The organism is Flavobacterium sp. N1994 (assembly GCF_025947145.1).
In the GTDB taxonomy this organism is placed as follows: domain Bacteria; phylum Bacteroidota; class Bacteroidia; order Flavobacteriales; family Flavobacteriaceae; genus Flavobacterium.
This window is the reverse complement of the sequence record NZ_CP109999.1, coordinates 566,698-579,837: the sequence shown is the minus strand read 5'-3', so window position 1 is coordinate 579,837 and position 13,140 is coordinate 566,698. Positions and strand designations below refer to the sequence as shown.

Annotated in this window: 11 protein-coding genes; 7 read left to right on the top strand and 4 right to left on the bottom strand. The window is 34.2% G+C overall.

Annotation, left to right across the window (positions count from 1 at the left end; translation table 11 throughout):
* Nucleotides 1–95: 95 nt before the first annotated feature.
* A complete protein-coding gene (locus OLM53_RS02710) occupies nt 96–1,214 on the bottom strand; it encodes a hybrid sensor histidine kinase/response regulator (protein ID WP_264521524.1) in 1,119 nt (372 codons plus the stop codon).
* Entirely contained in the window at nt 1,215–2,480 is a 1,266-nt protein-coding gene (locus tag OLM53_RS02705) for a 7TM diverse intracellular signaling domain-containing protein (RefSeq protein WP_264521523.1), read from the bottom strand. It abuts the gene before it with no gap.
* Nucleotides 2,481–2,779: 299 nt separating this feature from the next.
* On the opposite strand from OLM53_RS02705, the gene OLM53_RS02700 reads away from it, so the two are divergent.
* The 4 genes from OLM53_RS02700 to OLM53_RS02685 all read left to right on the top strand — a co-directional run bounded on the left by OLM53_RS02700 (nt 2,780) and on the right by OLM53_RS02685 (nt 7,767).
* Nucleotides 2,780–4,063 (top strand): T9SS type A sorting domain-containing protein, encoded by a 1,284-nt coding sequence (locus tag OLM53_RS02700; protein ID WP_264521522.1) that lies wholly within the window; start codon nt 2,780–2,782, stop codon nt 4,061–4,063.
* A gap of 17 nt (nt 4,064–4,080) precedes the next feature.
* Nucleotides 4,081–4,656, top strand: coding sequence for a non-canonical purine NTP diphosphatase (locus OLM53_RS02695; protein WP_264521521.1), 576 nt, complete (start codon nt 4,081–4,083; stop codon nt 4,654–4,656).
* 137 nt (nt 4,657–4,793) lie between these two features.
* The gene (locus tag OLM53_RS02690) at nt 4,794–6,776 is read left to right on the top strand and encodes a DEAD/DEAH box helicase (RefSeq protein WP_264521520.1); all 1,983 of its coding nucleotides are present in this window, start codon (nt 4,794–4,796) and stop codon (nt 6,774–6,776) included.
* Nucleotides 6,777–6,999: 223 nt separating this feature from the next.
* Nucleotides 7,000–7,767, top strand: a complete 768-nt coding sequence (locus tag OLM53_RS02685; RefSeq protein WP_264521519.1) for a carboxypeptidase-like regulatory domain-containing protein — start codon at nt 7,000–7,002, stop codon at nt 7,765–7,767.
* Between the two features lie 18 nt (nt 7,768–7,785).
* On the opposite strand, the gene OLM53_RS02680 is transcribed toward OLM53_RS02685, so the two are convergent.
* Entirely contained in the window at nt 7,786–8,439 is a 654-nt protein-coding gene (locus OLM53_RS02680; RefSeq protein ID WP_264521518.1) for a TrmH family RNA methyltransferase, read from the bottom strand.
* A gap of 111 nt (nt 8,440–8,550) precedes the next feature.
* Here OLM53_RS02680 and OLM53_RS02675 point away from each other — a divergent pair, with 111 nt between their 5' ends.
* Entirely contained in the window at nt 8,551–9,672 is a 1,122-nt protein-coding gene (locus tag OLM53_RS02675) for an alkaline phosphatase family protein (RefSeq protein WP_264521517.1), read from the top strand.
* 45 nt (nt 9,673–9,717) lie between these two features.
* Here OLM53_RS02675 and OLM53_RS02670 read toward each other — a convergent pair whose 3' ends face one another.
* Nucleotides 9,718–10,995, bottom strand: a complete 1,278-nt coding sequence (locus OLM53_RS02670) for a hypothetical protein (RefSeq protein WP_264521516.1) — start codon at nt 10,993–10,995, stop codon at nt 9,718–9,720.
* Nucleotides 10,996–11,053: 58 nt separating this feature from the next.
* Here OLM53_RS02670 and OLM53_RS02665 point away from each other — a divergent pair, with 58 nt between their 5' ends.
* On the top strand, nt 11,054–11,746 hold the full coding sequence (locus tag OLM53_RS02665; RefSeq protein WP_264521515.1) for an SIR2 family NAD-dependent protein deacylase: 693 nt from the start codon (nt 11,054–11,056) through the stop codon (nt 11,744–11,746).
* Nucleotides 11,747–11,796: 50 nt separating this feature from the next.
* Nucleotides 11,797–13,140 carry an adenylosuccinate lyase gene (gene purB, locus OLM53_RS02660; protein ID WP_264521514.1) on the top strand — a complete coding sequence of 448 codons (1,344 nt, stop codon included), beginning with the start codon at nt 11,797–11,799 and terminating at the stop codon, nt 13,138–13,140.

The following is a 13,140-nucleotide window of genomic DNA, read 5'->3' as shown; positions in this document are numbered from 1 at the left end:
TTAGTCGGTGCAAAAGTAATTATAAAAAAAGATTAGTCCTAATCATTAGAATCAGAAAATTGTAAACCATAAAATGTTGAAAAGTAGCTAAGTATTTAGTTAACCAATAATTTAATAATCTCAAACAAAGTATCCTTATCCACTGGTTTGGATAAATATTTATTCATTCCAATTTCGATGACTCTGGTTTTGGTCGTTTCCATAACATCAGCAGTTAAAGCAATTATCGGGATAGATTTTTTAGCTTCTCCTGCTTCTCCATTTCGAATGGCTATAGTAGCTTCATAGCCATCCATGATGGGCATTTGTAAATCCATTAGAATAATATCGTAATCATTCTCTATAAGTTTTTGAACGCCTTCTTGTCCATTGTTAGCAAAGTCAACTGTGGTGTTCAACCATTTTTTGGTAATCATTTTAATCACCATCTGATTCATGGCATTATCTTCAACCACCAAAATTGATTTTCCTTTTAAATCATAATCAATAGAAACAATGCTTGTTTGCATTTCTTTTTTGATTTCAATAGTTTCATAATTCAAATCAATACTGACTACTGTTCCTAGTCCAGGAGTACTGTCCACTTTGATTTTGCCGTTATGAAGATTTACCAAGTGTTTTACAATGTAGAGTCCGAGTCCTAAACCTCCAAACTTTCTTTTATTAGTGATACCTTCTTGTGAAAAAGAATCGAAAATACTATTTATTTTTTCTTTAGAAATTCCGACTCCGGTGTCACTTACTGTAAAGGTGATTTGTACTTTATTGTCTTTTGCTTTTTTAGCATCTACCTTAAATTTGATAAAGCCTTCATTGGTAAATTTAATTGCATTACTAAGGATATTTTGGAGTATTTGACTCAATCTAGCAATATCTCCATTAACCATTTGTGGTAAATCATCTCCCTTGATAAATGTGAATTCTAAGCCTTTATCTTTAGCTTCCCGAGTAAAATTAGTAGCGATATGTTCTACTGTTTTTACCAAATCAAATTCAGAAAGTTCTAGTTTAATCTCATCTTTTTCGATTTTAGAGAAATCCAAAATATCGTTAACAGAATTTAATAAGCTGTAGGTGGAATATTTTATGATTTGACTACTATTTTGTGTCTGCTCATCTTTAGAATCATTAGCTAATGTCTTTGCAGTGTTTAAAATAGCATTCAGTGGAGTACGCAATTCATGGCTAATGTTGGATAAGAAATAAGATTTCAATTAGTTCATTTCCTCCGACTTTTGAAGTGCCACCGTTTGTAATTCTTCTCGCTCGTTTTTAAGGTTTCTAATTAAATTGGCCATCGAAAGGGAGAGGAATACGACTTCCATTCCGGTGCCGAGCTTTGAACCATTTTCTGTCCAAAAAGTAAGCGGTAATACACTAAAGTTTTTTAGAATAAAAACCACAAAGCCTGTGATAAGGAAGAAAATACCGGTCGCAAAAAAACGATCAAGTTTTCTTGTTCTGATGAAGATTATAAGTTGAGAAGTAATAATTAATAACAACAAAATAAGCCCTAAACCATTTGCAATAGGATAGGTGTAGTGTAACGCTTTTGGAATAAAAAATAAAGACAAAAACAGCAGCAGATCTAAAACATATAATATATAAAAAATCTTGTTTATAAAAGGATTATAGTCTTTTATCTTCAAATACACTTGAGCATAACGCCCTAGAAAAAAATTAGCAAAACAAGCAAAGATTATTACTGCATGTAAAGAAAACCAACCCGATTGCGGAGTCACAAATTTATAGAAATAACCATCTATCGAAAATTGAAGTAATCCAATAAAAACAACATACATGCTATAAAAGAAAAAGGTTCTGTCTCGCATTGCAAAGAAAAAGAACAAATACAAAATGGCGGCAATGATTAGTATTCCATAAAAGAAACCAAAAATGAATTGTTCAAACGAACTTTCCTCCAATATATTTTCAGAGGAATGCAGGACCATTGGCATTGAGAGTTGTTCACCATCGCTTTTCACATGCAAATAAAATTGTTGCTGTTCATGGGGTGCCAAATTTATTTTAAAAATGGTTTTACGAACCTTAAAACTCCTTTGATTAAAGGGAATAGCATCTCCGCTGATGTATTTTGTAATTTGATTATTTGGCTTTATGATGAACAATTCAGCTACATCAGTTATAGGTCTGGCAGTTTCAAAAAAATAATTTAACTCTTCATTTGAATCATTTTTTAAAGCAAAGCGAAACCAAAAATTATGATTAGTAAAGCCAAAGTCCATGTTCTGATTTTTCATCGGTAAGAATTGGAACGCCTTAATAGTTCTGATTTGTTCTAATGAAACATCAACTTGACCCACATCAACATACTCAGATTTAGTATGTATGGATATTGATTTTTCAATATTGCTTTCGTGCAGAAGAAATTGAGCATTGAGTTCTTGAGAAGTTGCAAATAAACCAAATAGAAGGCTTAGTATTCTGAACCAATTTATAAAAGTAAATAGTTTTTTCATGAATGGTAGGTTAGTGGTATTATTTACGAATATAAATTACTAACAGATTAAACAATTATTAAAAAAGGCAAAAAATTTAAAAAAAAGGAAATGGCGATGTTCATAACTTATTGAAATTGGGAAGAAGTTACAGAAACATCTTATGCTATTGAATGCAACAAGCAGCCCTAAATTATAGAATAGTCAACTAATATTAGTCTATTATTTCACTTTTTGAATTCATTATAAAATTTTAACAAGCTATACTATTTATTAAATATGAAATAGCATTAAGTTTGTTGGTTCGTAAATTAATTATAATGAAACCAAATTTTTACCTAATATCATTAACGATACTAGTAGCAAATGCTTTAACAGCAGTTGCTCAAAACAAAATACTTTTTGATGCAACTAAAGCAGAAATGTGTAGTAATGCCGATTGGATTATTGATGCCGACAATCATAATATTTATTTCAATAGCACCACACATATCCCTTATGTAAGTTCAGGCTCTACGACAGGAGCTTCCAATCCACAACGTATTCCTACTCCAGCACAATCTGGAATTACTTCAACAACTCCAGAAACCTATTGGGATGGTGGTATTTCAGCATTTGCTGTAGATTGTGCAAAACAAGGCTACATTGTTGAATCATTACCTTATAACGGTACTATATCATACGGAACAGCATCAACTCAAGATTTAAGCAACTATAAAGTTTTTGTTGTTACTGAGCCTAATACATTATTCACAGTTTCGGAAAAAATAGCCATTATGAATTTTATTGCCAATGGTGGTGGATTAATGATGATATGTGATCATGCTGGTTCTGATAGAAATTTTGATGGGAATGATCCGCCTACCGTTTGGAATGACTTTTTATCTAACAATGGAGTTGCCAATGATGGTTTAGGAATATTGTTTGATATTACTTCGGATGTTAGTGGTAATTCAACTTCATTTGCTCCATTGACTGTTACGAGTCCATATTATAGTATTTTACACGGAACATTTGGGGTTCCTTCACAAGTTAAATGGACTAGTGGAGCAACAATGACAGTAAATACAACTAATAACACTTCTGTAAAAGGATTGGTCTTTAAATCGGGCTCAAGCACAACTGGGACTACTAATGTATATGTTGCTGCATCGACTTATCAAGCAGGAAAAGTATTTGCAGTTGGAGACAGTTCTATAATAGATGATGGTACAGGAGATACAGGAGATACTTTATATACTGGTTATACTGTAGATGCCAGTGGAAATCATCAAAAATTACTCATGAATGGCTTAATTTGGTTAATAACTACTACATTATCAGCAAGTGACTTTACTATAGATAGTAATCATTTCACTATAGCACCAAATCCTACTCAAGACAAACAAATTCATTTTACATTTTCACTTGACGAAGTTCAAAACACCACGGTTTCATTAATAGATACATTAGGAAGAATAGTAAAAGAAGTGTCATTTAATGATCAGCTAACTACAGGAATAAACTACCAAACCATTGATGCTAGTGATTTACAAGCTGGAATATACAGTTGTAAGTTTTCAACACCTACAACTAGCAAAAGTGTAAAAGTAGTATTGCAATAAAAAAGAATCTCTATCAAATGAAGCTAGTCTTTGCCTCCAATAATCAAAACAAAATCAAAGAAATTCAATCCTTACTGCCTGATACTATTCAAATTTTAAGTTTAGAGGCAATAGGTTGTCATGAAGAAATTCCAGAAACTGCCAATACTATTGAAGGGAATGCCATCTTAAAAGCCAATTATGTTAGCGAAAAATATGGCTATAACTGCTTTGCTGATGATACTGGTTTAGAAGTCGAGGCTTTGAATGGTGAACCTGGAGTTTTTTCAGCACGATATGCAGGGGAACAGAAAGATGCCAGCGACAATATGGACAAATTATTGGACAATCTCAAAGATAAAACCAATAGAAAGGCCAACTTTAAAACCGTTATTTGTCTTAATCTAAACGGAGAACAATATCTTTTTACTGGAATTATTAATGGCAAAATCATTACTAAAAAAATAGGAACTAACGGTTTTGGTTACGATCCTATATTTATAGCAGATGGGTATACTAAAACCTTTGCTGAATTGACTTTACAAGAAAAATCAGCTATTAGTCATCGTGGTTTGGCGGTGAAGCAATTAGTAGATTTTTGTTCTAAATTGTAGTGCATCAGTTGTATCCCTACTGCTTTTAAACTTACAACTCACAACATGTAACTTACAACTACTTAATTATCAATAAATAACAAATTAGTTTATATAGTATTTAAAGTCTACCTTTGCACCAAATTTTAAAATACAATATGAATAAATTTGAACAATTAGGTCTGAATGAGTCGTTACTGCTGGCGATCAAAGATCTAGGATTTGAGAATCCGTCAGAAGTGCAAGAAAAAGCGATTCCAGTACTATTGGAACAAAACACAGACTTAGTAGCTTTAGCACAAACAGGTACAGGGAAAACGGCAGCTTTCGGTTTTCCACTAATCCAAAAATTAGATGCTGAAGACAGAAGTACGCAAGCGTTAATTTTATCCCCAACGCGTGAGCTTTGCTTACAAATCACCAATGAGATTAAACAATACTCAAAATATGTAAAAGGTTTACATACAGTGGCAGTTTATGGTGGTGCTAGCATTACAGAACAAGCCCGAGAAATTAAACGTGGAGCCCAAATTATCGTAGCTACTCCAGGGAGAATGCAAGACATGATTAATCGTGGTCTTGTCAACATTAAAAACATCAGTATCTGTATTCTTGATGAAGCGGATGAGATGTTGAACATGGGATTTTATGAAGATATCGTTTCGATATTATCGGATACTCCAGACGAAAAAAACACATGGTTGTTCTCAGCAACAATGCCTGCAGAGGTAGCGAGAATTGCTAAGAAATTTATGCATGACCCTGCTGAAGTTACTGTAGGTTCTAAAAACTCTGGTTCAGCTACTGTTTCACACGAATTTTACTGTGTGAATGCTCGTGACCGTTATGAAGCACTAAAACGATTGGCAGATGCTAATCCAGATATCTTCTCTGTAGTTTTTTGTAGAACTAAAAGAGATACTCAAGCTGTTGCTGAAAAGCTAATTGAAGATGGATACAATGCAGCTGCTTTGCATGGCGATTTATCTCAGGCACAACGTGATGGTGTAATGAAATCGTTTAGAGGTCGTCAAATTCAAATGCTTGTTGCGACTGATGTTGCGGCTCGTGGAATTGACGTTGATAATATTACACACGTAGTAAACTATCAATTGCCAGACGAAATCGAAACCTACAATCACCGCTCTGGTCGTACAGGTCGTGCAGGTAAATTAGGAACTTCTATCGTAATTATCACTAAAAGTGAATTGCGTAAAATTTCTTCTATCGAAAGAATCATCCAACAAAAATTTCAAGAAAAAACGATTCCTTCTGGAATGGAAATCTGTGAAATCCAATTATTGCACTTAGCTAATAAAATTAAAGATACTGAAGTTGACCATGAAATAGATAACTATCTTCCGGCTATCAACGAAGTGCTTGATGGTTTATCGAAAGAAGAATTAATCAAGAAAATGGTATCGGTTGAATTCAACAGATTCATCAATTACTACAAAAAGAAACGTGATTTATCAGGTGAAAAAGGTGGTGAAAGAAGCGAACGCAGTTCAGAGCCTAGAGAAATTAGAGCTGGAGATCCTGTTCGTTATTTCGTAAACATTGGCGCTAGAGATGATTTTGATTGGATGCAATTGAAAGATTTCTTAAAAGATACTTTAGATTTGGGTCGTGATGATGTTTTCAAAGTGGATGTAAAAGAAGGGTTCTCTTTCTTTAATACCGACGGAGAGCATACCGACAAAGTGATGTCAGTTCTTAACGGATATGATTTGAACGGAAGAAGAATCAATGTTGAAATCTCTAAAAACGATGGTGGAAGCCGTGAAAGACGTGACCATAACGGAAGAAGTGGTGGTGGAGAAAGAAGAAGCTCAGGCGGATTCAGAGGGGAACGCAGTTCCGGTGGAGATAGAAGAAGTGGTGGTGGTAGTTTCGGACCAAGAAAAGAAGGTGGTTTCCGTAGCGAAAGAAGTTCTGCTCCAAGAGAGGGAGGTTTTTCATCTGACAGACCAGCCAGAGAAGGTGGATTCAGAAGCGATAGAAATGCTGCTCCAAGAAGAGAACCTGGTTCCGCTCAAAGAGGGGAAGAAAGAGCGCCAAGACGTTCTGAAGGAAGTACTGATAAACCAGCTGGACGTTCGTTTGAAGCTGCTAAAAACAGAAGACCAAGAAAAAGCTAACGCTTTTAAATTACCAATTAGAAATTACGAATTACGATTGTAAATCTTAATAATCGTTTTATATAGAACTCCGTTTTACCAAGGTAAAGCGGAGTTTTTTTTTCAAACCAACACCTAATTCGTAATTATTAATTTGACGTTTTGTTAATTTTGTTCTAATTCTAGCTGTAAACTTTACAATATCTTAAAAGAGTTTCATACTTTTAAACCGTCAAAAACAACCATGAGATATTTTACCATTTTCTTTTTATTTCTATTTTCCCTAAGTGCTTCAGCACAAAATAATCCGCTTCCTCAAAAAGTTACTGGAACTATAGTTAATGATAATACTTCTTTACCTATTTCTAATGTAAACGTTATTAATGTAAATAAAGTAAAAGGTGTAGTGACGGATTCCAAAGGATATTTTGAATTAGAGGTCAATGTTAGTGATACGCTTCACATTTCTTCTCTTGGATATCAATCTTTAAAGATTAGAGTAACCAATGATTGGTTAAAAAACGGCAGTGCTAAAATTCTATTAACGGAAAAAGCCATTGCTCTAGAAGAAGTTATAGTAAGAAAATACGATTTAACAGGCTATCTCGAAATTGATTCCAAACTAATTCCCGATAAAGAAAATTATAGATACAGCATTTCTGGTTTATCACAAGGATATGAAACTGGAGATACTTCACCTGGGGCTTTTTCTAAAGTGTTAGGTTCTATTTTTAATCCAGCCGATATGTTGTATAATTTCTTCGGTAGCAAATCCAATGAGTTGAAGAAGCTCAAAAAGATGAAGAAAGATGATACTGTCAGACATCTATTAGAATCTAAATTTGATAGAGAAACACTAGGCGTCTTGCTCGGTATTGATAAAAAAGAAATAGCCGAAGTCCTTACCCGTTGTAGTTATTCTGAAGAGTTTATCAAAACAGCTAACGACTTGCAAATCATGGATGCCATCAGTGAATGCTACGAACAGTATAAGGTGTTGAAAAAGAAATAGTTTTCTACTTAGATTCAATTATTTTGAATAATACCTTGCCTCAATTCGCTTAATATCTTTAATCGAATTCTTAGCCCAAGCTAATCTTTTTTCTAATAATTCTTCTTCAGAGAGTTGCCAATTCACATTGGATTGGCGTAGGCGAGTGGTTATATCCTGAATGATAATAGCCGCTGAAACAGAGATATTCAAACTTTCCGTAAATCCTACCATTGGAATTTTCAAATACCCATCCGCTTTACTCATAACTTCTTCTGAAAGTCCTTCTTTTTCAGTACCAAAGAACAAAGCGCTTTTTTTACTTATGTCAAAATCATGTAATAAACAGGAATCATTGTGTGGTGTAGTAGCAATAATTTGATAGCCTTTATCTTTTAGGTTTTCAATGCAAGTAGTGATGTTTTCAAACTTATTAATATCTACCCACTTCTGAGCCCCCATGGCAATTTCCTTATCAATGTCTTTCCCAAAACGTTGTTCGACAATATTAATTTCCTGAATCCCAAAAACCTCACAACTACGCATCACAGCACTCGTATTATGAAACTGAAAGACATCTTCTACCGCAATGGTAAAATGATTGGTTCTATTGGATAATACTGTAGCAAATCGCTCTTTGCGATTATCTGTTAAAAAATCTTCAAGATAAGCTAAGTAATCAAGGTCTATCATGGGTATTATTTTTTACAAAAATAAGATTTTTGTTTTCAGAATTAAACAAAAACAAGTAGGGGGGATTAAATTCGATTTGTTATTGATATATAAACCCTTAGAACGAAACAAATGAAAAAAATCTACTCACTTGTAGCATTTGTATATATGCTCTTCTCAGCAACTGCCATTTTTTCTCAAGTTCCTTCCTTTTCTCATATCGTTATTGTAGTTGGTGAAAATACAGCATCTACTGCTGTTTTTGGAAGTTCAAATGCGCCTTATATTAATGCGTTAGCTGCTCAAGGTGCAAAATTCACGAATTCATTTGCTTTATCACATCCAAGTCAGCCTAATTATTTACAACTCTATTCAGGGAGTAATCAAGGAGTAACTACGGATGGAGCTATTGCATCAAAATTTACTACAGCTAACTTAGGAAGTGAATTGATAACCGCTGGAAAAACATATATTACTTATTCTGATGGCTTGCCTTCTGTTGGTTATGATGGGACTTCTAGCGGTAGTTATGTCAGAAAACATAATCCTGCTGCCAATTGGATGGGTAATGGAACCAACCAAATATCAACAACTACTAACCAACCCTTTACGGCTTTTCCAACTAACTTTAATAGTCTTCCTTCTGTGTGTTTTGTAATGCCCGATTTATGTCACGATGGACATGATAGTTGTGCGCCATTAAATAATACCATATTGCAATACGATACTTGGATAAGTCAAAATTTAGATGCCTATAAACAATGGTGTATCAATAATAATTCATTGTTGATTGTAACTTATGATGAAGACGATTTTACACCAACAAACAAAATAGCCACAGTATTTTATGGAGCACGTGTTCTTGTTGGAGAGTATGCTCAAACTATTAATCATTATAACCTATTGAGAACGATTGAAGATTCAAATGCCTTATCAAGTCACGCTGGTAGTGCAGCTACAGCTACTCCAATTGACTATTGTTGGACAACTTTAGGTATTGGTACTACCACTAGAAACGAATTGAAAATAGTTCCGAATCCGGTAGGGGCTGATTTCTTGAACTTTGTTGATTCTCAAAATACAGGTTTAGAAAACAATCAACCTTATACTATAGTTAATATGTTAGGTCAAAAAATGACATCTGGCATCATTGAAAATGATAGAGTAGCTATCACTGATTTAGATAAAGGTATTTATTGTATTGAAATTGCTGAAGCCGACAAAATAATAGTTGAAAAATTTATAAAAGAGTAATATTTTTTACATCCACTCTTTATCATTCTGTTCTTGCGTTACTAACTATCTATTCGCTTCTGATATCCAATGAAATTGTCTTTCCGCAAGAGGAAACTGTTTTTCATTTCTTAGCAACTCATAAAACAAAGTGTCTTTTTTAACTTTGCCTTGTAATTGAATAGTTTTACTATCAATAACTTTATAATTCATTACAAATAAAGTAGTAGAGTCAGCTGGTGTAGTTTTAAAAGCTATAGTTTGTTTTTGTTTATCGGCAGTATAAGCAAAATAACCTCTTCCATATTTTACATCAAATAAAGTATCTCTAGTAGTAATACTTCCATTACCTCCTTTATCAAATATAAAATCTTTCCAAACTAAAGTATCATTGGCAACAATAGGCAACAGTTGATTATTTTTTTTAAATGTTTTAATGCTATAAACTCCTTGTTTGATAGGACTTTTTTCAACAATTTGATCTTCTTGATACCAACCCCAAGCTTGATAGAACGAAAGACCAACACCAGCTATGATAAATACCACTTTTAATACATAGCGTCCCATTCGTTGCCATTTCTTTGTGTAAATAAAATTATAACTACTTATTGGAGTCGTTGTTTTATTCAATACAAAAATATCTAAGTAGTATTTACTATCCCATACCACCAAAAACAAACAACCAATCATTAATTGCATGGAAAATAATTTTACTGGAATATCATAACTCAAATTAAGAACAAAAACATTTATAAAAACACCAAGTCCAACTAATAAACCAAGCGGTATAGTTCTTCTGTATAAGAGCAATACTCCAACAATAATTTCCATGACACCTGAAAAGGTTTGATAGGGTACGGAATACCCAATGTGCATCCAACAAAGTCGCATGGGTAAAAAATCTCCTAATGGAGTGGCTAATTGACTTAAACTTGGAAAAGGCATTTGCAAGGCAAAGAGTTTGATAAACCCATAACTAAAAGCCACCATGGCAATGTTATAGCGAATTAGAGTTAACAACCAATAGGAAAGCGCTGGTGCATCATTTCTTTTTCTTTTAATAAATGTCCAAAACAAAGCCAATACAACGGATATAATAAGAATCGTATAAAACTCAGCCCAAGCATAAGAAGTATCTCCGCTTCCATAACCTTCAAGGTTCAGCGTGTTTTTTACATGTAAAAACCAATCGTTACATCTAAACACCAGCCATTGGAATGCTTTTGTATACCAATCTATTAAATTGCTTATGCCAGGAATGAAACTTAATAACGTCCAAGGCGCAATAGTGAGTAAAAAATATATGAAGAAAAATCTAAAAATGGTATTTTTGAACTGTTTCATACAAACTGATTTTTAGTAAAACTAGTAAATTACTGTAATTTTATAAAAAATATTTGACATGAAAAAGAAACTAGTTGTTTTAACAGGCGCAGGCATCAGTGCCGAAAGTGGTATCAAAACCTTTCGTGATGCTAATGGATTGTGGGAAGGTCATGATGTTATGGAGGTAGCTTCTCCTGAAGGGTGGCTCCGAAATCAAGAAGTAGTCTTAGACTTTTACAACCAACGAAGAAGACAACTTCACGAAGTAAAACCTAATAAGGGACACTTAGTTTTAGCCGAATTAGAAAAAGACTTTGATGTACACATCATTACCCAAAACGTAGACAACCTTCATGAACAAGCGGGTAGTAGTAAAGTATTGCACTTGCATGGTGAATTACTAAAGGTTAGAAGTACTAAAAACGAAGCCTATATTCTGGATTGGAATGGTGATTTAGTTCTTGGTGATGTAGATGACAAAGGCAACCAACTACGTCCTCATATAGTTTGGTTTGGCGAAATGGTTCCAGCGCTTGAAGAAGCGGTAACCATAACAGAACAAGCCGATTATGTTGCCATTATTGGAACATCACTTCAAGTATATCCTGCTGCCAGTTTGATGCACTATGCTAATCCAAAAGCTCTTGTTTTCTATATTGACCCAAGACCCGCTAGCATTAACAACCTCCAAAATCTCTTAGAAGTTATTCCCATGAATGCCACAGATGGAGTGCCTTTTTTAAGAGAAAAACTAGTACATTTAAAGTAGAAATTGAACACTATTCCTTATTTTTGCCATACAAAACAACAACACAACACATGCCACTATCCACTCTAAATGCTGTTTCTCCCATTGATGGAAGATATAGAAGCAAGACTAAATCGCTTTCAAATTATTTCTCTGAAGAAGCTTTAATTAAATACCGCGTTTTGGTTGAAGTGGAATACTTCATCGCTTTGTGCGAAGCTAATCTGCCACAATTACAAGGAGTGGATCCAAAAGTCTTTGAAAGCTTAAGAAGTCTCTATAAAAACTTCCGCACGGAAGACGCCATTTGGATAAAAGAAACAGAGAAGACCACCAATCACGATGTAAAAGCGGTAGAATATTTTATCAAAGAAAAATTTGAAACCTTAGGATTGTCAGCGTATAAAGAATTTATTCATTTTGGGTTAACCTCACAGGATATTAATAATACCGCTATACCATTATCTACTAAAGAAGCCTTCCAAGAAGTTTATTTGAAATCTTTAATTGGAGTAATAGCCAAGCTAAAAGAATTGGCTATGGAGTGGAATGATATTCCGATGCTTGCCAGAACTCACGGGCAACCCGCCTCACCAACTCGCTTAGGAAAAGAGATTCTAGTGTTTGTTGAACGTTTAGAAGAACAAATGCGTTCCCTTTTTAATATTCCGTTTGCGGCTAAGTTTGGAGGGGCTACCGGAAATTATAATGCCCACCATGTAGCTTATCCAAATGTAGATTGGAAGCAATTTGGCACCACTTTCGTCGAAGATACGCTAGGTTTACATCATTCTTTTCCAACGACACAAATAGAACATTACGATCATTTTGCGGCATTTTTTGATGCTTTAAAAAGAATCAATAACATTATCATTGATTTAGATCGAGACATTTGGACCTATGTATCGATGGAGTATTTTAAACAAAAGATAAAAGCAGGGGAGATAGGTTCTTCGGCTATGCCACACAAAGTAAATCCTATTGATTTCGAGAACTCAGAGGGGAACTTAGGGATTGCCAATGCTATATTCGAACATCTTTCTGCCAAACTCCCTATATCAAGATTGCAACGCGACTTAACGGATAGTACCGTGTTGAGAAATATTGGAGTGCCAATAGGACATACATTAATTGCTTTTGATGCTACCTTAAAAGGATTAAATAAGCTTTTACTCAACGAATCAAAATTTGCCGAAGACTTAGAGAAAAACTGGGCTGTTGTTGCAGAAGCCATTCAAACCATTTTAAGAAGAGAAGGCTATGCGAATCCATATGAAGCTTTGAAAGGATTAACTAGAACAAATACCGCAATTACTAAAGAATCAATTCATGAGTTTATTGCCACCCTTGACGTTTCTGATGAAATTAAGGTCGAACTGATGCAGATTACGCCGAGTAATTATACAGGGATATAA

What these genes read in the sequence shown, in the direction of transcription:
- OLM53_RS02675 (WP_264521517.1), top strand. Translation starts at nt 8,551, where the DNA reads ATGAAAAAAATCTACTCACTTGTAGCATTTGTATATATGCTCTTCTCA.
- OLM53_RS02665 (WP_264521515.1), top strand. Translation starts at nt 11,054, where the DNA reads ATGAAAAAGAAACTAGTTGTTTTAACAGGCGCAGGCATCAGTGCCGAA.
- OLM53_RS02680 (WP_264521518.1), bottom strand. Translation starts at nt 8,439, where the DNA reads ATGATAGACCTTGATTACTTAGCTTATCTTGAAGATTTTTTAACAGAT.
- purB (WP_264521514.1), top strand. Translation starts at nt 11,797, where the DNA reads ATGCCACTATCCACTCTAAATGCTGTTTCTCCCATTGATGGAAGATAT.
- OLM53_RS02670 (WP_264521516.1), bottom strand. Translation starts at nt 10,995, where the DNA reads ATGAAACAGTTCAAAAATACCATTTTTAGATTTTTCTTCATATATTTT.
- OLM53_RS02685 (WP_264521519.1), top strand. Translation starts at nt 7,000, where the DNA reads ATGAGATATTTTACCATTTTCTTTTTATTTCTATTTTCCCTAAGTGCT.
- OLM53_RS02690 (WP_264521520.1), top strand. Translation starts at nt 4,794, where the DNA reads ATGAATAAATTTGAACAATTAGGTCTGAATGAGTCGTTACTGCTGGCG.
- OLM53_RS02695 (WP_264521521.1), top strand. Translation starts at nt 4,081, where the DNA reads ATGAAGCTAGTCTTTGCCTCCAATAATCAAAACAAAATCAAAGAAATT.
- OLM53_RS02700 (WP_264521522.1), top strand. Translation starts at nt 2,780, where the DNA reads ATGAAACCAAATTTTTACCTAATATCATTAACGATACTAGTAGCAAAT.
- OLM53_RS02705 (WP_264521523.1), bottom strand. Translation starts at nt 2,480, where the DNA reads ATGAAAAAACTATTTACTTTTATAAATTGGTTCAGAATACTAAGCCTT.